A 22,012-nucleotide genomic window follows, 5' to 3' on the forward strand; every position below is an offset into this window, starting at 1 on the left:
TTATGCATGTTATTATTTGTGGAGCAGGGCAGGTTGGTTATGGGATAGCAGAACGTCTTGCTGCAGAGAATCATGATGTTATTGTTGTTGATACCGAAGCAAAATTAATTGAAAAAATTCGTGATACATTAGATGTTAGATGTATCATTGGTCATGGTTCAAGGCCTGAAGTTCTTTTGGCAGCAGGTGCTGATGAGGCTGATATGTTAATTGCGGTGACTTTATTTGATGAAGTCAATATGGTAGCCTGTCAAGTAGCACATTCATTATTTAATATTCCAACTAAGATAGCCCGTATTCGCTCACAATCATATTTAGAACCACGTTATAAGAATCTTTTTGCAAGAGAGAATATTCCTATTGATGTGGTTATTTCTCCAGAAGTTGAAGTTGGGGAAATGGTTTTGCGTCGTATTACTTTGCTTGGAGCTATAGATGTTCTTTATTTTTGTAATGATTCTGTTGTTGCGTTAGCTTTAGAATGTATGGAGGACTGTCCGGTTATTAATACGCCTTTACAGCAACTAACAGAGCTTTTTCCTGATTTACAAACAACCGTTACTGCTATTAAACGTGGTTCAGAATTATTAATCGCGTGTTCAGATACACAATTACGCGTTGGTGATATCATTTATCTTGTTTCAGCTCGTGATCAAGTGCGTCGTGCACTTAGACTTTTTGGTCATAAAGAACAAGAAGCACATCGTATCATTATTGTAGGTGGTGGTCATATTGGTCTTTATGTGGCTCAAGCTATTGAAAAGCGATTACATAAAATAAAGTTGAAGATTATAGAAATAGATAAAGAAAGAGCACTAACTATTGCTGACCAACTAGAAAAAACAACTGTTTTATATGGTAATGTTTTAGATCCAGTTATTCTTCAAGAAGCTGGCATTGGTCAAGCTGATTTAATGATTACGTTGACCAATCAAGACCAGGTGAATCTCTTGAGCGCTATTATAGCTAAAAGATTAGGATGCAAGGCCAACATGGTGTTGATTAATAATGTGGCTTATCAAGAATTTAGTCGTGCGGTTGGTGTGGATGCATATTTTAATCCTCGAAGTGTAACTGTATCAAAAATTTTACAACGAATGCGTCGTGGACGTATTCGCGCTGTGCATTCTGTTTTTAATGGTGCTGCGGAAATTATTGAAGCTGAAGCAATGCAAACATCTTTATTAGTTGGTAAACCGTTGAGAGAGCTTAATTTACCAGAGGGTTTGAGAATTAGCGCTATTTATCGTGATGAGACAGTTATACAGCTTTCAGGAGATACACGTATTTTGCCCGGTGATCGGGTAGTAATTTTCGCTCTTGCTGATAGTGTGCGTGATGTTGAACAATTATTTCGTGTAAGCTTGGAATATTTTTGATAGATTATTTATGGATATTTGTACTTTTTGGTATGGAAAACAATTGAGACTAGTTGATTGGTTGTGTTTGTCATCAATGGTTAAGGTTGGTCAGCGTGTTAAGCTTTTCAGCTATGAAAAAGTGGAGAATATACCTGTTGGTGTTGAATTGCATGAAGCCGAGTCAATTTTGCCTCATTCAGTATTTTATCGTCTTGATCCCAATTTTCCTGATTATGAACCTTGTCGTACAATTTTCCTGATTATGAACCTTGTCGTACAATTGTTCAATTTTCAGATCTTTTTTGCATTATGTTAATGAAATATGAGAAAGGGGTTTGGTTAGATACGGATGTTTATCTTGTTAAACAGTTCCATCCAGAAGTAGGTCAGGTTTGGTTAGCAAAAGAAAACGCTGCAAGAGTAGGAGTCTCTGCACTTTATTTACCACCTGATAACCCTATTATAAAAGCATTTGAAGATTATTTGGCGGGTGTAGAGATTATTCCTCATTGGTTAGGTTTTAAACGTCGTGTTTGGATGCCATTTTTGCTGAGAAGAAGGAAATTGCCGGTTTTACCGGGAAGGATTGGAATTACTATATTTGGTAATGATGGTATTTCACGGTTAGCGAAAAAGAATGGTTTTTTTCAAGAAGCAAAGGAGAAAAAAACTTTTTATTATTGGACAGGACGAAAAGCTGAAAGAATTTTTGATCCAGCTTTTGGTGTTGAACCAATGAGAGATCCAAACTTTATAGGATTTCATATTCACAGAAAGGAAAAAACAATTCAGAAACCTCAAGAAGGAAGCTTTTACCATTGGGCAGTATCACGTATTTCTGGTGCTCAGAGTTTATTTGAGTAGGTATTATTATCATTTTAACTATTAATATTTTAATCTTACTGAAGCATAATTGATTGTGACTTGCGTCAGAGAGCATTGTTGGCCTATGGATAGGCTGTTAAAAATGTAAATGCCAATTCTTAGTTATTAATGGAAGTGAAGATATGAGTGATCCAGTAAAAAAAGTCTTAAGTTTAGTTCCTATGGTTGTTGAACAAACTAATCGTGGTGAGCGAGCTTATGATATTTTTTCTCGTCTTTTAAAGGAACGGATTATTTTTATTAATGGTCCTGTTGAAGATAATATGGCAATGCTTGTTTGTGCACAGTTGCTTTTTTTAGAGGCCGAGAATCCTAAAAAAGAAATTAATCTTTATATCAATTCTCCAGGTGGCGTTGTGACATCCGGTATGGCGATTTATGATACTATGCAATTTATTCGTCCTTCTGTTTCTACTTTGTGTATGGGACAAGCTGCATCTATGGGATCATTACTTTTGACAGCTGGGGCAACAGGTCGCCGTTTTGCCTTACCGAATGCACGTATCATGGTGCATCAACCTTCTGGTGGTTTTCAAGGACAAGCTTCAGATATTGAACGGCATGCGCAAGATATTATAAAGATGAAACGGCGTTTGAATGAAATTTATGTTCAACATACAGGGCAGAGTTATGAGGTGATTGAAAATACTCTTGATCGCGATCATTTTATGACAGCAGAAGAATCTAAACAGTTTGGTTTGATTGATGATGTTATACAATATCGTGCAGAAACTGAAAAAGAAGAAAAAGATTAAGAGTTTTTATAGAAAAGGCAGTTAATTTGTGAAGCGTATAAGAATTGCCATTAAAATAGCTATTTTTAAAAATACGATCTCGTAAAAATAATAAAGAAAATTACCTAAAGATATTATGTATGTTTTTAATTGTAGTTAAGAAAAATTATCTTTAAATAGATAAAATATTCATATATCGCAGTGAAAGGAAAGTGAAATGAGCAAAACTAGCAATAGCGAGAGCGAATCGAAGAATACTCTCTATTGCTCATTCTGCGGCAAAAGCCAGCATGAAGTGCATAAGCTTATTGCAGGGCCTACCGTATTTATCTGCGATGAGTGTGTAGAGCTTTGTATGGACATTATTCGTGAAGAAAATAAATCTTCTGGAATTAAGGCGCGTGATGGTGTTCCTACTCCGCAGGAAATTCTAACAGTTCTTGATGACTATGTTATTGGTCAACGTCATGCAAAGCGTGTTCTTTCTGTTGCTGTTCATAATCATTATAAACGACTTGCTCATCAATCTAAGAGTAGTGATGTTGAATTAGCAAAATCAAATATTCTTCTTGTTGGACCGACAGGATGTGGTAAAACATATTTAGCGCAAACCTTGGCACGTATTATTGATGTGCCCTTTACTATGGCAGATGCAACGACTTTAACTGAAGCAGGCTATGTTGGTGAAGATGTTGAAAATATTATTTTAAAGCTACTTCAATCTGCTGATTATAATGTTGAACGTGCGCAACGTGGTATCGTATATATTGATGAAGTTGATAAAATCTCTCGTAAAGCTGATAATCCCTCAATTACAAGAGATGTTTCTGGTGAAGGTGTTCAGCAAGCGCTATTAAAGATTATGGAAGGGACAATAGCGTCGGTTCCTCCGCAAGGAGGGCGTAAGCATCCACAGCAAGAATTTCTTCAGGTTGATACAACGAATATTCTGTTCATTTGTGGAGGAGCTTTTGCTGGTTTAGAGAAAATTATTTCAGGACGTGGTGAAAAGACTTCAATTGGTTTTTCTGCTGCTGTTAAGGCTCCTGATGAGCGTCGTGTTGGTGAGATATTCCGTGATTTAGAACCTGAAGACCTTATTAAATTTGGTTTGATACCGGAGTTTATTGGTCGCCTTCCTGTTATAGCGACTTTGGAAGACTTAGATATTTGTGCGCTTGTTCAAATTTTATCACAACCCAAAAATGCGTTAGTGAAACAGTATCAACGTCTTTTTGAAATGGAAAATGTTCAGTTAGTTTTCCATGAAGATGCTTTACGTGTTATTGCTAAAAAGGCTATTGAACGTAAAACTGGTGCACGTGGTTTACGCTCTATTATGGAAAGGATACTTCTTAACACTATGTTTGAATTACCGGCTCTTATAGGTGTTCAAGAAGTGGTGATTTCTAGCGATGTAGTTGAAGGCAAGGCTTGTCCTCTCTACATTTATTCAGATCATATAGAAAATAAAGAAAATGTATCAGCGTGATCTATAATATAAATTTAGCTATTGTGTTATTTTTGTATAGATATTTTGTATATAACAGCGTAATTACTTGATTTATTGGTCCATAATTATCATTTCATTTATTGTAGAGAGTTGGCTTTTTAAAGAGTGACTTGTATTATGAGCGAGTCAGAGGCTCTAGAAAGGAAAAATATGCAATATATTGATGAAAAGACAGGCGAGGAAATAGAAGGGTTTTACGCTATTTTGCCACTTCGTGATATTGTTGTCTTCCCGCATATCATTGTTCCGCTTTTCGTAGGCCGAGAAAAGTCGATTTGTGCTCTTGAAAAGACAATGGTAATGGATAAACAGATATTACTGGTTACGCAAAAAAATGCTTCTGATGATGATCCAACTTCAGAAGGTCTTTATGATGTTGGTACTATTGCTAAAATTCTTCAGCTTTTAAAACTCCCCGATGGAACTGTAAAGGTTTTGGTTGAGGGGACTGCACGTGCAAAAATTAACCAATTTATTGAGAATGATGATTATCTTCAAGCTTATGTAACTATCGCAGAGGAAACTAAAGATGATGATGTTGAAATCAAGGCTCTTTCTCGGTCAGTGATTTCTTATTTTGAAAATTATGTAAAACTAAATAAGAAAATTTCTCCTGAGATTGTCAGTGCTGTTAGTCAGATTAGTGATCCTTCTAAACTTGCTGATACTATTGCATCCCATTTAGTTATTAAACTTGCAGAAAAACAAGAAATACTAGCACTATTGCCTATACGTAATCGTCTTGAGCGTGTACTTTCTTTTATGGAAGGAGAAATTTCCGTTTTGCAAGTTGAAAAGCGTATTCGTTCACATGTCAAACGGCAGATGGAAAAGAATCAACGGGAATATTATCTTAATGAGCAGTTAAAGGCTATTCAGAAAGAATTAGGGGCAGGTGATGAGGGGCAAGATGAACTATCTGAACTAGAAGAGCGTATCAGAAAAACTAAGCTTTCGAAAGAAGCGCGAGAAAAAGCTGGGGCAGAGCTCAAAAAATTACGTAATATGTCTCCAATGTCTGCAGAGGCAACAGTTGTACGTAATTATCTTGATTGGCTTTTAGCTATTCCTTGGAATAAAAAATCAAAAATTAAAAATGATCTTAGTTTTGCTGAAAAAGTTATGGACAATGAGCACTTTGGTCTTGAAAAAGTCAAAGAGCGAATCATTGAGTATCTAGCAGTGCAGAGCAGATCATCAAGAATACGAGGTCCTATTATTTGTTTGTTAGGCCCTCCTGGTGTTGGAAAGACATCCCTTGCGCGTTCTATTGCAAAGGCAACGGGTCGGGAATATGTTCGTATTTCATTAGGAGGTGTTCGTGACGAGGCTGAAATTCGTGGGCATCGCCGAACTTATATTGGTTCTATGCCTGGAAAAATTATTCAGTCTATGAAAAAAGCAAAAAAGTCTAATCCGCTTTTTTTGCTTGATGAGATTGATAAAATGGGACAGGATTTTCGTGGAGATCCTTCATCAGCTTTATTAGAGGTTCTTGATCCTGAACAGAATGGTACATTTATTGATCATTATTTAGAAGTAGAATATGATCTTTCCAATGTTATGTTTATTACAACTTCTAATACACTGAATATTCCAGGTCCATTAATGGATAGGATGGAAATCATTCGTATTGCTGGTTATACTGAGTGTGAAAAGATGGAGATTGTTAAACGGCATCTTTTGCCAAAAGCGTTAAAGGATCATGCTCTTTCTAAAAGAGAATTAAGTGTTTCTGATGATGCAATAAGATCAATTATTCAATTTTACACGCGTGAGGCTGGTGTTCGGAATCTTGAGCGTGAGTTGATGAAAATAGCACGTAAATCAGTTACAAAAATTCTTAAGACTGATCAAAAGTTTATAGAAATTAGGGATGATAATATTAATGATTTCCTAGGTGTTAAGCGTTATCGTTTTGGACAAATTGATGGTGAAAACCAAATTGGCGTTGTTACAGGGCTTGCTTGGACTGAAGTAGGTGGGGAGTTGCTAACCATTGAAGGCGTTATGATGTCAGGTAAAGGTAAGATGACTGTAACTGGTAATTTGCGCGATATTATGAAGGAATCAATTTCTGCAGCAGCGTCTTATGTGCGTTTTCGTGCTGCTGATTTTGGTATTGAGCCCCCATTTTTTGATAAACGTGATATTCATGTTCATGTTCCGGAAGGTGCTACACCTAAGGACGGGCCATCAGCGGGGATTGCAATGGTAACAGCAATTGTTTCAGTGTTAACAGGGATACCTGTTTATAAAGATGTTGCTATGACTGGTGAAATTACTTTGCGTGGATGTGTGTTACCGATTGGTGGATTAAAGGAAAAACTGCTTGCGGCTCTTCGTGGGAAAATCAAGAAAGTACTTATTCCTGAAGAAAATGCGAAGGATCTGGTTGATATTCCAGATGATGTCAAAAATAACATGGAAATTATTCCGGTAACTCATATAAGTGAAGTTCTTAAACACGCTTTGATTCGTTTTCCCGAACCTATTGAATGGACAGAATCTTCCACAATATCTGAAACTGTTAAACCAGAAAGTGATAATGAGGGAATGTTAGTTGCGCACTGATTCACATTATGCGCTATAATTATGCTATAAAAAGCACAAAAGAGCCATTTAGGAAGTTGTAATTTTGTCTATTTTAGAGAAATAATGAAAAAATTCCGTGAATAACTACGATTATTTCTAAAAAACAATGCATTGAGGAAAAATAGCACTTCTGTTTCCTGTACTTTTCAATAAAATTACTTATAGCTGATTAAATTTTATTACTCGGTAATATAGGGAAAGGAAATGTTTAATGAATAAAAGTGAATTGGTTAATTCAGTTGCTGAAAAAGCAGGTATCTCGAAAGCTCAAGCTGGCGCTTCTGTTGATGCTTTTATTGCTTCTGTTACAGAAGCTTTAGCTTCAGGAGGTGATGTTCGTATTCCAGGTTTTGGTTCTTTTGAAGTTTCTCATCGTGCTGCTACAAAAGGACGAAATCCTTCAACGGGTGCTGAAATCACTATTCCTGCACGTTCTGTACCTAAATTTTCTGCAGGAAAAAGTCTTAAAGAAGCTGTTAATAATAAATAATTCAAACTACTTTTTAAAAAACCGGTTTATAAATAAACCGGTTTTTTTTTAGAAATGCTTAGAAATAGTTAGTACATGTTTGTGAGATACATTGTTTAGCTTTGTGGGTGAAATATAAGAACTGTGTGTTAATTTATGTAGTGGGAATTCAAGTAATCACTCGAGTATTTATGTTAAACAGTAATTGAGATAATATCTATTTAATTATTTTTATCATTATCATAGCTGTTTTTAGTTAATTGATAATTTGCTTCTTAATTTTTTGTGTAAAAAAGCGTAGATGTTTCTACTAACGTTATTAATGTTGGATAGTGTATCTAACTGACAAGTCGTGTTCTTTCATTTATTATATTAAAATATTTAGATAAGTTATTGTTAAATATTGTTTTTATAATAATAGAAATATATTATTTAGAGTATTAATATTTATATAATTACGACATTTTCTTTTTATAGCGAATTATAGTGAAAAATGAGACATGTATTAACAAAATGAACAATCTTAAATTATTTTTTAGCAATAAACTAAATTACTTAATAGATCAAAAATTAGATTAGCGAATGTAGTAATTATAATCAAATACAATGGTTCAGTTAAAAACTATTTTTTAACCATTGAATACAATCGTTTAAGGCTTGTTCAATTATAGCTTGTTTTTTTTCTTTATGTAATCGTTTTTCTAAGTCATTGGTCGAAATAATAGGCGGAAAAAGGCCAAAATTGATATTCATTGGCTGGAAGGATTTTTTTCCTTTTTCGATAGTAGCAATATGACCGCCAGTAATATGATTCAATAGAGCTCCAAATGCTGTAGTTTTGGGTGGTAAAGAAGGGCAAGCATGATTATATTCAGCAGCAGCAAAACGTCCAGCGAGCAATCCTATCGCTGCTGATTCTATGTAGCCTTCACAGCCTGTAATTTGTCCAGCAAAACGCAGTTGTGGTTTTTGTTTTAAACGAAGACTTTCATCAAGAAGGATTGGTGAATTGAGATACGTATTGCGGTGAAGGCCACCAAGGCGTGCAAATTCTGCTTTTTCAAGACCAGGAATCATTCTAAAAATGCGTGTTTGCTCACTATATTTCAATTTTGTTTGAAAGCCGACCATATTGTAAAGTGTACCCAGCTTGTTATCTTGACGTAATTGTACAATAGCATAGGGTTTGATTGTAGGGTGATGAGTATTGGTGAGCCCCATAGGTTTCATAGGACCATGTCTTAGAGTTTCAAGTCCACGTTCAGCCATCACTTCGATTGGTAAGCATCCATCGAAATAGGATATATTTTCAAATTCACGAAATTCTACTTTCTCTCCACTTATCAATGCTTCAACAAAAATTTTATACTGTTCTCGATCAAGAGGACAATTAAGATAATCTTTTCCTGTTCCTTCAGGACCAATTTTGTCATATCGAGATTGGTACCAACAAATGTCCATATTAATACTTTCAGTATAAATAATGGGTGCAATAGCGTCAAAAAAAGAAAGCGCTTCTGTTCCAGTTATTGCTTGTATTGCTTGAGAAAATTCTGGTGTGGTAAGAGGACCAGTGGCAATAATAACATTATGCCAGTTTTCAGGAATCTCATGAATTTCTTTGCGTTGTATGGTTATAAGAGGATGTTTTTCAAGTGTTTCTGTAACAGTTTTTGAGAATTCATCACGGTCAACAGCAAGTGCACCTCCAGCTGGTACTTTATTACTATCTGCAGCCTTCATGATTAACGATTTGGCTAATCGCATTTCAGCATGTAAAAGTCCTACAGCATTTTTTGATGCATCATCTGAACGAAATGAATTTGAACAGACGAGCTCTGCAAGTTTATCTGTTTTATGAGCATCAGATTTTCTTTTTGGGCGCATTTCATGCAAGACAACAGGAATTCCTAATTGAGCAATTTGCCAACTTGCTTCACTGCCTGCAAGACCGCCGCCGATAATATGGATTGGAGTTTTCGATTTATTTAACATGAATTACTTTTTAGTGTAAGGAGTCCTTTTTGAAAAGGATGAATTTTATCTCTATAATTTTGTGAAAAGAATTATTTATTGAGTTAATAAAGGATACCCATTTGCTTTTTTTCTTTAATTGGTTGGAATTGAATGCTATAGAAACGCCGCTGACATGAAGTTTTTGTTTATAAATTTGAGCGGATGTGGCGAAATTGGTAGACGCACCAGATTTAGGTTCTGGCGGGAGACCGTGGGGGTTCGAGTCCCTCCATCCGCACCAAAGTAATAGCTTTAAGCGCTACGGATAGCTGTGTATACGAAGTCCGTTTATCTAGATCTAGCATTTAAAGTGTTAGAATTATTGTTGTTATTGGAGTAGGTTTATCTATCTCCTCAGAGAAATAAAGGTTGTTCGATGCAAGTTACTGAGATGCTTAACGAAGGACTGAAGCGCGAAATTAAGATTGTGGTTCCAGTGAAAGATTTGGAAGCAAAATTAAATGAACGGTTGGATGATACCAAAGGTAAGATCAAACTTAAAGGATTCCGTCCGGGTAAGGTTCCATCTGATCATCTCCGAAAAATGTACGGTAAATCTTTTATGGCTGAAATTCTTAATGAGATCATTAACGATGCTCCGCGTTCTATTTTAGCAGAGCGTAATGAATATTCAGCAATGCAACCGCAAATTGATATAGATGAAGATAAAAAAGTTATAGATGGTAAGGCTGATTTTGTTTTTAGTTTGAAGTACGAGGTTTTGCCAAAATTTGAGGTTAAAGACTTCAAAAATATTGAAATCGTTCGCGAAATTGCTGATATACCTGAACAAGAAGTTGATGAGCAAGTAACGCGGATTCTTTCTTCTACTCGTAGTTATTCGCAAAAGAATGGTCCTTCAAAAGAAGATGATCGCATAACAATTGATTATTTAGGGAAAATTGATGGCGTCCCATTTGATGGTGGTTCTGATAAAGATGCACAACTGATTCTTGGTTCGAAACAGTTTATTCCTGGTTTTGAAGAGCAATTAATTGGTTTAAAAGCAGGTGATGTAAAAACAATTTCTGTTAAATTTCCTGATGATTATAGTGCTGCGCATTTAGCTAGTAAAAATGCAGAGTTTGATATTACTGTTAAAACTGTTGCTAAACCGGATGAATTGAAAATTGATGATGAAGCAGCAAAAAAACTTGGTTTAGAGTCTCTTGATCGCTTACGTGAAGTCGTTCGTGGACAGGTTGAAAGTCGATATGGTTCTATGACACGTCAAAAAATTAAGCGACAAGTTCTTGATGCTTTAGATGCAGATTATAGTTTTGATATTCCTGAACAACTTTTAGAGATTGAATTTAATAATATATGGAATCATATCAATGAAGATTTAAAAAGGATGGGCAAAAGTTTTGAAGATGAGGGCATCACAGAGGAACAAGCGCGAGAAGAATATCGCATGCTTGCGAAGCGTCGTGTTCGGCTTGGTTTAGTACTTTCTGAAATTGGTACAAAAGTTGGAGTTCAAGTAAGTGAAGATGAATTAAAGGCTGCAGTTTTTGAACAAGTCCGCCAATATCCTGGACGAGAAAAAGAAATGATGGATTTTTTCCGCCGCACACCAGAAGCTGTTGCTAATCTGCGTGCTCCAATCTTTGAAGAAAAAGTTATTGATTATTTGCTTACACAGATAAAAATAACAGATAAAAAAGTGACAATTGAAGAGTTGATGAAAGAATATGATGAAGCAGGTTTAACTGACAAGACTTCTGCCAAGAAAAAATCGGCAGTAAAAGAAAAAGGTATAAAAAAGGCTTCAACTAAAAAGAAAATCTCTAAAACAAGTTAAAATTTATGCTAATAAAATAGTTCTGATAAATTATTTTTTGATGTGTATTCTAGGCTTGCTCTGGCAATGGTTTTAGGTTAGCCATTGGGTGTATTTGAAATGTTGATAGTGAGTTGATAATGAAAATTGTTGATGCTCGTCTTCCTGATCCTAAGCGTTTTATTTCTGGAGCTACAGGTGATTGGGAAGTTATTATTGGCATGGAAGTTCATGCGCAAGTCATATCAAATTCAAAGCTTTTTTCAGGTGCATCAACTAAGTTTGGAGCTGAGCCGAATAATCACGTGTCACTTGTTGATGCAGCTATGCCTGGTATGTTGCCTGTTATTAATCAAGCATGTATTCGTCAAGCTGTTCGAACTGGTTTAGGATTAAAAGCTAAAATTAATTTAAAATCTGTTTTTGATCGTAAAAACTATTTTTATCCAGATTTACCGCAGGGGTATCAGATTTCACAATTTCAGTATCCTATCGTAGGTGAAGGGAAAGTAGTTGTATCTATTGGACCAGATTCGAATGGTCAGTTTGAGGATATTGAAATTGGGATTGAAAGGTTGCACCTTGAGCAAGATGCTGGAAAGTCTATGCATGACCAGCATCCAACAATGTCTTTTGTAGATCTTAATCGCTCAGGTGTTGCTCTTATGGAAATTGTTTCTAAACCAGATATGCGATCATCAGAAGAAGCAAAAGCCTATATGACAAAATTACGTACAATTGTTCGTTATTTGGGTACTTGTGATGGGAATATGGATGAGGGCTCTATGCGTGCAGATGTAAATATATCTGTTCGCCGTCCTGGTGGACCTTTTGGAACGCGCTGTGAAGTTAAAAATGTTAATTCGATTCGTTTTATTGGCCAAGCAATTGAATATGAGGCACGTCGCCAAATTGCAATTTTAGAAGATGGGGGTGTAATAGATCAGGAAACTCGACTTTTTGATGCAACAAAAGGTGAAACACGATCTATGCGTTCAAAAGAGGAAGCATATGACTATCGTTATTTTCCTGATCCTGATCTTTTACCGTTAGAGCTTGATCAGGTTTTTGTAGATACTTTAGCTTCAGAATTACCTGAATTACCTGATGATATAAAGGCGCGCTTTATCAATGAGATGGGGTTAACCGCATATGATGCTTCTATTCTTGTAACAGAAAAAGCAATTGCAGATTATTTCGAAGAAGTAGCACATGGGCGGGATGGAAAGATGGTTGCTAATTGGGTGATCAATGATCTTTTAGGCGCTTTAAATAAAGATAATCGTGATATTGAAGATACTCCGATTACAGCAAACCAATTGGGAGCAATTATTGATCTTATCAAAGTTGGAACTATTTCTGGAAAAATTGCAAAAGATCTATTTGAAATTATTTGGAATGAAGGTGGAGATCCACATCAGATTGTAGAAAAGCGTGGTATGAAGCAGGTAACGGATGCAGGAGTTATTGAAAGAGCTGTTGATGAAATTATTATCAATAACCCTGATAAAGTTTCTCAAGCACGAGAGAAGCCTGCTTTGATTGGTTGGTTTGTTGGACAGGTAATGAAGGCAACAGAAGGTAAGGCAAATCCTCAAACAGTTAATAAATTAGTTAAAAGTAAGCTTGGGATAGATTAATATATCAGGATGAAAATCCTGTAAGTATGATATTAACGTATGATATAATTCGTACAGATTAATAGTTAGTTATTTGGTTCAACTGCAATTAATGTTTCTAAGTATCATAATAAATTTATTCTTGTTGGAGTGATCTTATGAGGATTCGAAAGAAATAGGAGAAGAAATGTCTGGTTTTTTCAAGCAAATTTTTACATGGTGGAATGGTAATACTATTAATACACGCTTTTTTACATGGCGCCATGGTAAACGTATAGGAGAAGACCAGTTTGGTAATGTTTATTATGAAGGTAGTCGCCATAAGGATGGCTATTTACGCCGCTGGGTGATTTATAAAGATTATTCTGAGGCTTCTAGTATTCCTCCAGGTTGGCATGGATGGATTCACCACCGTTGTGATGTACCACCTACGGAAGAAAATTATCAATCATATAGTTGGGAGAAATCGCATATTTTAAATATGACGGGTACAAGTGAAGCTTACCGGCCAAAAGGATCTATTGCTTATAATCATGGAAACTTTTATGCTCGTGAAGATTATGATGCATGGTTACCTGAGGAGTAATAGGTGTATTTTTTCTTTGGTTATGTTTGTAATGATTTTTGTCAGGTGTAATTAATTTGGTATTATGAAGCTTTTATTATCAAAATTTGAGTATTTTTTTTATACTTTTTTATTAGGGGGTATAGCGGTTTTATTTACAGTTAGTTTTGTACAAGCTGAACGTATTAGCAATGAAATTGTTATTTTCACAGGTCTTGATAAAATTACGGGGCAGGTTACTAGTTTTGAAGTTCATATCGGTCAGGTTTATCAATATGGTGCTTTGCAAGTAATACCGCGAGTGTGTTATACAAGTTCTAAAAATGAACCAGCTCGTACTACTAGTTTTATTGAAGTTAGTGAAATGACATTGGAGAAAAAAACACGGCGTATTTTTACAGGATGGATGTTTGCAGATAGTCCTGGCTTAAATGCTGTTGAGCATCCTATTTATGATGTATGGCTAAAAGATTGCAAAAAAAATTCTGATATTCTTACAGATGAATGATTGTTATTACTTTGTTATGTAAGTCAAGAAATATGTGGTTACCTTTTTGATTAACAGATAAGTGATTTCCGTTGTACTTTTACCTATATTGTGTGGGATGCTATTTATCAAGCCAATCAGCTATTTAAGCATAATAGTTATAGGCAAGTAATGAAAATTCGTTTTCCGGATGTATCATCGAATCCATATTTGGCCTTTTCAGCGCTTATTATGGCTGGTCTAGATGGTATAAAGAATAAGATACATCCTGGTCCAGCTATGGATAAAGATCTTTATGATCTGCCACCGAAAGAGCTCAAAGACATTCCTACAGTTTCTAGAAGCCTAGGCGAAGCACTTGAATTTCTTGATAAAGATCGCGATTTTCTTAAATCTGGCGATGTTTTTGATGATGACCAAATTAATTCCTTTATTGAATTAAAGCTGAAAGAAGTTCTGCGCTATGAAACAACCCCTCATCCTGTTGAATTTGATATGTATTATTCTGTTTAATATAAGAATGAAAATTTTTGTTTGATTGTGATGGAATGCTAGAGCATTCTCATTAGAGGATTATCCTTCTATCAAATAGATTTTTATAAGGCATGTTTATTAGGAGATCATTTGAAACTAGCGATGAGAAGATTATTATCATTACGCGTTTAGACTATTTTTCAAAAATTATGTTTGGTTTATTTTTGTATTTTGAAGTTTAATGGAATATTTCTGCATTTTATTTTGATTCAGACATGAACTGATGGTGGTTATCGAAAGGGTTATAGGTTCCATACTTTTTGCGCCACTGTATAGGCTCAGTAAAGTTGCTAGACCAAAGGCCAATTTTATTGTTATAGGCGTTTTGTTCAGCACTTAAATATGTTGTTGGAACTGAATATTTATTGTCTTTTGATAGGATCAGCATGCCTTCTGCAAGCCCTATTTCTGCTAGATCGACTCCTTGCACAAAACACTGAGCATAGTGAGTTTCTTTTTCTATAACAGCTTGTTTACAAGATAAGTTATGTCCTAGAGTTTTTGTGACCAGCCATGCTGTTGTGACAGCTCCACATGGCCATTCTTGATTATCTAATTTTGCTTTTTGACGGGGTGCACATGTATCTACGCCATATAAGTGAATATTTCGGACGATAGGTTTATGCTGAGGTTGTTCAGCAGGAATTATTAATTTAAATGTGACACCACTAGTCACAGATGCGATACCATTAAACACACCTTCATGATTATTTGAATCGCTATTGATCCAATTGAGATCTGGGTCATTTTCTTCTAATTTTTTTGGCACACTTGTTTCATAGTGCTTATTTTGTTCGATCTTGATCTCCATTGTATCTTGGTTTTCTTGCATTTTTAATGGTTCGAGAATATCTAGATCTGTTTTGTAATGGTTTTGGCTTATTATCCATATTCCTATAGAGCAGATAATGTAGACAAGAATAATCGATTTAAATCGCATTTGCCCAATCCTTATTGTTTCTATATCCTACAATTTTTTATGCATCTCTGCTTTTTTCCTAGATCTTAAAGAAAGCGTCTCAACAGCATTTGTTGCAAATTAAACACATTTTGCAAAGAAAAACATTATTTTACGCTCTTGATATTGTCATTTTGATAAAATAACAATATCCATGTTAGCCTTTTTGGTTATAGATTTGATTAATTTCTGTCTCTCAGTCGGAGAATTCTAGTAAAGAATTTTTGTGATAGTTTGGTAGAACACTTGCGATTAAAGAATCTTAAAGTTGTAGGCCTGTAGTTTTAAAGTTTTTAAATTTGTAAAAGTAATATGATGTCAGTTTGTAATCAATATTCTTTCTGAAGAGGAGATTAAATGCCAAACATTATATCTAAGCATATTTATTATATCGCTTTTGCGCTACTTTTATCAATGTTTGCAGTGTTAACCCCTGCATATGCTAATTCTGCTGCTGCCGGTATGGGAAATCTTGATACGGTTTTGCGGAATATTGTTACAATGATGACAGGGACAACAGCGAAGCTCATTGCAACGATCTGTGTTGCCGCTGTGGGTATTGGTTGGATGTATGGTGTTATTGATTTACGCAAAGCGGCATATTGTGTTCTTGGTATTGGTATTGTTTTTGGTGCTTCGGCTCTTGTTGCGTTATTAATGGGGAGTTCATCATAAATGAATGAAGATACTCTTTTTCTTGCTTGCACACGACCAGCGATGTTTGCAGGTGTTACCGTAGAAGCAATGGCCTTAAATGTCATGGCAACATCTACTCTTTTTATCATAACAAGCAGCTTTTCAATGATCGGTCTTGGAGTTGGTTTGCATTTTATTTTACGCGAAATCACAAAACGCGATCATAACCAATTTCGTGTTTTATTCGCGTGGCTCAATACTCGAGGGAAACAAAAAAACCTGACAAGATGGGGTGGAGGATCTACGTCTCCTCTCCGTCTTGTCCGTACATACAAGGAGCTAAAATAAGTGAGACAACTGTCAGTGATGAAACGGGAATCTCTACCTGAGGAATTTATTCCTTATGTTCGTCATGTCAATCAGCATGTGATTGCATTAGACTCCCGTTGCTTGATGACAGTGATTTCTATCGAAGGAATCAATTTTGATACTGCAGATATCAAAGGATATTCTTAATTTTCAATATAATTAGCTTTGAGCAATATGAGAAAAAAATTTTTAAGGGTAATTTTAAAGCCTTCAAAAAGAAAAGATTTGCCTTCTTTTGGTTGTGATTACACTTATCCTAACAGTGATGTATTAATCAATAAATATGGAATAAAGAATTCTCAAGCTCTTCATGAAAAGAGCGCGTATCATTCAGAGCAAGCGATTATTCGTTTGCGTCAAGAAGCTCTGCCAAATAAGTTTAATTCCTCTTATTTGAAACATATTCATAAATGTTTATTTGAAGATACGTTCGAATGGGCTGGCTGTACACGTGATCTTACATTTAAATTTAAAAATGGCGTAACTGCTAACATCTCAAAGATGCAAATACCAAATTCAGATGCTTTTTTTAAAGAGAGTGAAGCAGTTTCAAAAAGTTTACATAAATTTGATCAAGTGCTTTCGAAAAAAAATAATTTACAAGGCTTATCGCGTGAAGAATTTGTTAATGAAGCAACGAAGCTTTTTTCCTTTCTCAACTATATACATCCATTTAGAGATGGGAATGGGCTTGCACAACGAGTCTTTTTTGAAAGACTTGCTGAAGCTGCAGGCCATAAACTTGATTTTTCAGTTGTGACTCAAAAACGCATGATACATGCTTGTAATGATGCGATACCTGTAGAAGGTAATGTAAATTATGAAACGATGCAACATTTGTTCGAAGATATCTCTAATCCAGAAAAAAGACGCATTTTGAAGGATTATTTAAATGCTGTGTCTAATAATAAGCATGCATGTAATTTTTTGGATGATCAAATTATCATAACACCACGTGAAGGTGTGACTTATACAGGTTTTTATAAGGTTAGTAATGCGGATTCTATTATAGTTGAAACAGTAGACTTTTATATGGTATGCTGCAAAGATTATTTTACACCAGAACAGCTTAAGGCATTAAAACCTAATGATGAGATTACTTTTACAGTTTCAATAAATAAAGATTTAGATCAAATTCTCATCCCAGCAGAAAAAATACCTCCTTTAACGTCAGAAAAAATTCTTCAAAAAATTGAGAATCATATTAAACTTCAAAACAATCGAAAAGAAATTGAGAATTTATCACAAATTGTTTATGGAAATTCAAAAGCGTTAGATCCAAGTATTGATATAATTAATAAAGGACGAGAAGTAAGTAAAAAAATTCCTAAACAAATTTTAAATGATCCTGAATCTATTGCTAAGCTAGCTGGTTTTAAAATATTGGGTATAAGAGCTCCAGGACGCAGAATAGCTGAAAGGAATCTTGCACCGCTTAGTCAAAAAATTAAAAATTATATGTCTGCTGTAGAAGTTACTAAAAATATAATCATTAGAAATCATGTAATAGAACAAAAACGCCTTTTACAAGAAGTAAGACTGCCTAGTAAGCTAATGCAAGATGTCCTTAGCGTGGTTCAAAATGAGAAATCACAAGCCTTAAATGTAGAAAATTGTGTTAAGATCCAAAAAGAGCTTATTTCCTTTTTGACTAAATTTGAATCTCGTCTTTCAGAGACAGAATCTCAAGCATTCAGAGAAGGTGATTATAAACAAATCGCTGAAAGTATTGGTATGTCAGAACATAAAGCAAAAATACTTATAAGCACTGTTAATAAAGCAAAAAAAATGTATCGACAACTTCAACAATTGAAAGTGAATAAGTCTATACAGATGGGCGTAGCCGTTTAAAATACAAGCTTTTTTATAACAAAATTATAACATATTTTTGTTTTATAATTTATAAAAGGAGTTGTAATATGGCGTAGGTCAAAAAAAATATAAATTATGATACAATAGTTAATTTTAGGACTACAGTAAAAAATGGTATTTTCTGATATATCTTTAGCTCGTAATTATGTTTATCCTCACATGAAAGTATTAAAGAATAAACATAATATAACGAGTACTAAAAAACTTGCATACGAATGTAAGCGTTTTGCAAAAAAAGTAATGATCAATTTAAATAACGAACCATTGCCCCAAGAATTTGATTCCTCTTACTTAAAATATATCCATCAACGCTTATTCGAGAGCACATTTGAATGGGCTGGATATACTCGTGATCTTTCGTTTACGTTTGATGATGGCACTGTTGCTGAAATGCCAATGATGAAAGTTCCAGACTCAGATATTTTTTATGTACAGGGTAAGAACATTCAAGAAAGCTTAAAGAAATTTGATCAACTACTTGCTTCAAAGAATAATTTGCAAGGTTTATCTCGTGAAGAGTTTATTGATGAAGCTGCGAAACTTTTTGCTTTTCTCAACTCTATAGCTCCTTTCAGAGCTGGTAATGAGCCTACACAACGAATATTTTTTGAAAAACTTGCTAAGGCTGCAGGTCATCAACTAGATTTTTCAGTTGCGACAGAGAAACGTATAATGCGTGCCTGTATTGATTCAATGACTCTAGAGGGTGATGGGGCTCATAAAGAGATGAAACTTCTGTTTGAAGATATCTCTTGTCCCCAAAAAATAATTGTTTTAAAGGATTTTATTCGACGCATACCTAGATTGGAGCGCGAGCGTTTGAATGATGAATATGTTATAATGCCAAAGGAAGGTATTACTTATACAGGTATTTATAAAATAGGTACTGTAAATTCCGTTATAATCGAAACAGCGGATTCTCATGTTCTATGCGTTAAAGATTATTTTCCACCGGAACAACTTAAGACATTAAAACCTGGTGATGTGTGTACCGTTACAGTTCCAATAGATATAGATCAAATTCTCATTCCAGCAGAAAAAATGGCTCCTTTAAAGGAAGAAGAAATAATCAGAAAAGTTTCACGTACTAATTGTATTAAAGAAAGCCAAAAGGAAATTGATTATCTTTTAAAGTTTGTTTATAGAGACATAACAGTATTAGACGAACAGATAATGTGTATTCGTAAATGTCCTGAAACAAGTAAACAGCTTTCCGAACAGATTAGAAAATCTCCTCAAGCTTTTGGTAAGCTAGCTGGTTTTAAAGTATTTGGTATAAGGAGTCCAAAACGTAGGATAGCTGAAAGAAATATTGAAAAACTCACTTCGGAGATTGAAAAACATGGGGAAATTGTGAAAAATGTTAAAGATGAAATTTCTCTAGAATTTGAAAAAGATCAAAAGCGTGTTGGGCAAGTGGTGAAAAAAGCTAGTAAAAAAATACAAGATATTCTTAATTTGCCAAAGGATGAGCAAAAAAATGCCTTAGAGGCCTCTCCTCTTCTTTACGAAGAGCTTCGCAGCTTTCTGAATGAAGTCAATTCTCGTCTTTCAGCAAGAGAGAAAGATTACATCTGTGACTATCATGATAAAAAACTTGCCGAAAGCATTGGTGTATCAGAAATGCACGCAATGACAATTATAAAAACTGTTAACAAAAGCGCAAAATTGTGTAAACAATTTGAAAAGATCAAAGAAATTAAAAAAGTTGATTGTTCAGAAATAATGGCTATGGCCGTTTGAAAATACAGGTTTTTTACTTCTATTTTTGTATAGATAGGAAAAAATTCTGTGATAATGACTATTTTATAAATAAAGAAAAATTGTTTTTAACGAGTGTATAATATCAAAAGAATATAAAAATCAAAAGCATTCTTCTATTTTACAAAAATTAATAAAAAAGATAAACTATGTACTCTGGTTATTATTATCCTAATACTGAAGTATTAAAAAACAAATACGGAATAACAAATAATAGAGAATTACGCAAACAGTATTCTCGTGATATAAAAAAAATAATGATTGCTCTGCGCCAGGAGCCATCACCCGAGGAATTTAATTCTTCTTATCTAAAATATCTTCATGAATGCTTATTTGAGAACGCATTCGAGTGGGCTGGGTGTATTCGGGGTCGTGTATTTAAATTTGCAGATGGCACAACTGCCAAACAGCACATAGTAAAAACATCAGATTATAAAGATACGTTTTTAACTGGTTACAAAATTGAAAAAAGCTTTCAAGAATTTGATAAAATGCTTTCTGAAAAAAATAATTTACGGGGCTTATCGCGTGAAGAATTCGTCGATGAAGCAACAAAGCTTTTTTCCTTTCTTAACTATATACATCCATTCAAAGATGGAAATGGACATGCGCAACGAATATTTTTTGAAAAACTCGCAGAAGCTGCAGGCCATAAGCTTGATTTTTCAGTTGTGACCAAACAACGCATGATACATGCTTGTAGTAATGCAATGCCTAAGAATGCAAATTATGAAGCGATGCGGCATTTATTCGAAGATATCTCCAATCCAGAAAAAGTATATCTTTTACAAGAAGCTATCTACCCCCAATCTGGGAGTAGACGCGAAAGTCTGGATAATAAAATTGTGATGATAGCACATGAAGATGTTGCTTATACCGGTATTTACAGAAACAGTTATTTGAACTCTATTACGATCGAAACGGTGGATTCATATATCTTATGCTGTAAAGATTATTTTGCACCAGAACAACTTAAGGCATTAAAACCTAATGATAAGCTTACCTTTATAGCTTCAATAAATAACAATTTAGGTCAATTTCTCATCCCAGCAGAACAATTACCTCCTTTAAAGGAAGAAGAGGTAATTGAAAAAATTGAAAATGATGCTTGTATTCAAAAAAGCTTAGAAAAAATTAGAGCGTTATCAAAATTAATTTACAATAATCCCGAAATACTAGAACAAGATATAAGTCATATTAATGCAAATCCTAAAATGGGCAGAGAGCTTTCTGAACGGATTATAAATTCTCCTAAATCTATTGGTCGGCTCAAGGGTAGAAAAATTGGGTATATCAAAAGTCAAAAATATAAAATCTCTGAACAAAATGCTAAAATACTTAGTAATGAAATATTTAATTATGCAGATAAAGTATCAAATATTAGATGTACAATTATGAGAGAACATAAAGCAAAAGGAAGACGTCTTTTACAAACAGTAAAGATGCCTAGCAAAAAATTACAAGATATACTTAGTTTGTCTGTAAATTTGCAATTAAATGCTTTGCGTTCCTCTCCTGAAACTTATATAGAAATGAATCATTTCATACGTCAAATTACTTTGCGTTTATCAAAAAAAGAACATCAAAAGATGTATAATTCTAATTATCAAGAACTTTCTGCAAGTATTGGTATATCAGTAAATAAAGCGAAAATTCTTATAGAAACTGTTAATAAAGTCAATAAAATTTTGAACATATTGCAACCTAAAAATCCACAAATGCAATTTATGACCCTCTAAAAATGTAAGGTTTCGTTTAATATTCATAAATTAAGAGTTATTTATAATAATATTATAACTTTTAAGATACCATTCACATTATATGTTCAGTTAATAAGTATGATTTTGTGGCATAA

The 22,012-nt window shown here is 34.4% G+C and carries 17 protein-coding genes, 1 tRNA gene and 2 pseudogenes; 18 read left to right on the forward strand and 2 right to left on the reverse strand.

The window, feature by feature from the left end; translation table 11 throughout:
- The first annotated feature begins 2 nt into the window (after positions 1–2).
- The 6 genes and pseudogenes from trkA (at position 3) to O99_RS06395 (ending at position 7,578) form a co-directional block, all read left to right on the forward strand.
- A complete protein-coding gene (trkA, locus tag O99_RS06370; RefSeq protein ID WP_035007348.1) occupies positions 3–1,379 on the forward strand; it encodes a Trk system potassium transporter TrkA in 1,377 nt (458 codons plus the stop codon).
- A 10-nt stretch (positions 1,380–1,389) separates the two neighbouring features.
- A pseudogene (locus O99_RS06375) lies at positions 1,390–2,225 on the forward strand (hypothetical protein).
- 143 nt (positions 2,226–2,368) lie between these two features.
- Positions 2,369–3,001 (forward strand): ATP-dependent Clp endopeptidase proteolytic subunit ClpP, encoded by a 633-nt coding sequence (gene clpP / locus O99_RS06380; RefSeq protein WP_035007350.1) that lies wholly within the window; start codon positions 2,369–2,371, stop codon positions 2,999–3,001.
- 196 nt (positions 3,002–3,197) lie between these two features.
- Entirely contained in the window at positions 3,198–4,472 is a 1,275-nt protein-coding gene (gene clpX / locus O99_RS06385; protein ID WP_035007352.1) for an ATP-dependent Clp protease ATP-binding subunit ClpX, read from the forward strand.
- Between the two features lie 171 nt (positions 4,473–4,643).
- Positions 4,644–7,067: an endopeptidase La gene (gene lon, locus O99_RS06390; RefSeq protein ID WP_035007432.1), complete on the forward strand. Its 2,424-nt coding sequence runs from the start codon at positions 4,644–4,646 to the stop codon at positions 7,065–7,067.
- A 232-nt stretch (positions 7,068–7,299) separates the two neighbouring features.
- Entirely contained in the window at positions 7,300–7,578 is a 279-nt protein-coding gene (locus O99_RS06395; protein WP_035007353.1) for an HU family DNA-binding protein, read from the forward strand.
- 594 nt (positions 7,579–8,172) lie between these two features.
- On the opposite strand, the gene trmFO is transcribed toward O99_RS06395, so the two are convergent.
- Positions 8,173–9,552 carry a methylenetetrahydrofolate--tRNA-(uracil(54)-C(5))-methyltransferase (FADH(2)-oxidizing) TrmFO gene (gene trmFO, locus O99_RS06400; RefSeq protein WP_035007355.1) on the reverse strand — a complete coding sequence of 460 codons (1,380 nt, stop codon included), beginning with the start codon at positions 9,550–9,552 and terminating at the stop codon, positions 8,173–8,175.
- 179 nt (positions 9,553–9,731) lie between these two features.
- Between trmFO and O99_RS06405 the strand changes: the two genes are divergently transcribed.
- From O99_RS06405 to glnA, 6 genes and pseudogenes are all read left to right on the forward strand, one after another.
- A tRNA-Leu gene (locus tag O99_RS06405) sits at positions 9,732–9,814 on the forward strand.
- 135 nt (positions 9,815–9,949) lie between these two features.
- Complete coding sequence (gene tig / locus O99_RS06410) at positions 9,950–11,377, forward strand: trigger factor (protein WP_035007356.1); 1,428 nt, start codon at positions 9,950–9,952, stop codon at positions 11,375–11,377.
- Between the two features lie 119 nt (positions 11,378–11,496).
- Entirely contained in the window at positions 11,497–12,996 is a 1,500-nt protein-coding gene (gene gatB / locus O99_RS06415; protein WP_035007357.1) for an Asp-tRNA(Asn)/Glu-tRNA(Gln) amidotransferase subunit GatB, read from the forward strand.
- 166 nt (positions 12,997–13,162) lie between these two features.
- Complete coding sequence (locus O99_RS06420; protein ID WP_035007362.1) at positions 13,163–13,561, forward strand: NADH:ubiquinone oxidoreductase subunit NDUFA12; 399 nt, start codon at positions 13,163–13,165, stop codon at positions 13,559–13,561.
- 64 nt (positions 13,562–13,625) lie between these two features.
- Entirely contained in the window at positions 13,626–14,048 is a 423-nt protein-coding gene (locus tag O99_RS06425; RefSeq protein WP_035007364.1) for a DUF2155 domain-containing protein, read from the forward strand.
- A gap of 150 nt (positions 14,049–14,198) precedes the next feature.
- Positions 14,199–14,540, forward strand: a pseudogene (gene glnA / locus O99_RS06430) (glutamine synthetase); the annotation flags it as partial.
- 220 nt (positions 14,541–14,760) lie between these two features.
- Here the strand turns inward: glnA and O99_RS06435 are convergent.
- Entirely contained in the window at positions 14,761–15,501 is a 741-nt protein-coding gene (locus tag O99_RS06435; RefSeq protein WP_035006338.1) for a hypothetical protein, read from the reverse strand.
- 375 nt (positions 15,502–15,876) lie between these two features.
- Between O99_RS06435 and O99_RS06440 the strand changes: the two genes are divergently transcribed.
- From O99_RS06440 to O99_RS06460, 6 genes are all read left to right on the forward strand, one after another.
- Positions 15,877–16,194, forward strand: coding sequence for a TrbC/VirB2 family protein (locus O99_RS06440; RefSeq protein WP_035006339.1), 318 nt, complete (start codon positions 15,877–15,879; stop codon positions 16,192–16,194).
- Complete coding sequence (locus O99_RS06445) at positions 16,195–16,503, forward strand: type IV secretion system protein VirB3 (RefSeq protein ID WP_035006340.1); 309 nt, start codon at positions 16,195–16,197, stop codon at positions 16,501–16,503.
- Positions 16,504–16,671, forward strand: coding sequence for a hypothetical protein (locus tag O99_RS06855; RefSeq protein WP_153300856.1), 168 nt, complete (start codon positions 16,504–16,506; stop codon positions 16,669–16,671).
- Positions 16,672–16,749: 78 nt separating this feature from the next.
- Positions 16,750–18,375, forward strand: a complete 1,626-nt coding sequence (locus O99_RS06450) for a BID domain-containing T4SS effector (protein ID WP_235692230.1) — start codon at positions 16,750–16,752, stop codon at positions 18,373–18,375.
- A 132-nt stretch (positions 18,376–18,507) separates the two neighbouring features.
- Positions 18,508–20,139: a BID domain-containing T4SS effector gene (locus O99_RS06455; protein WP_035007368.1), complete on the forward strand. Its 1,632-nt coding sequence runs from the start codon at positions 18,508–18,510 to the stop codon at positions 20,137–20,139.
- Between the two features lie 167 nt (positions 20,140–20,306).
- Positions 20,307–21,896: a BID domain-containing T4SS effector gene (locus O99_RS06460; RefSeq protein ID WP_051668876.1), complete on the forward strand. Its 1,590-nt coding sequence runs from the start codon at positions 20,307–20,309 to the stop codon at positions 21,894–21,896.
- Positions 21,897–22,012: the final 116 nt, after the last annotated feature.

Source organism: Bartonella rochalimae ATCC BAA-1498, assembly GCF_000706645.1.
In the GTDB taxonomy this organism is placed as follows: Bacteria; Pseudomonadota; Alphaproteobacteria; order Rhizobiales; family Rhizobiaceae; genus Bartonella; species Bartonella rochalimae.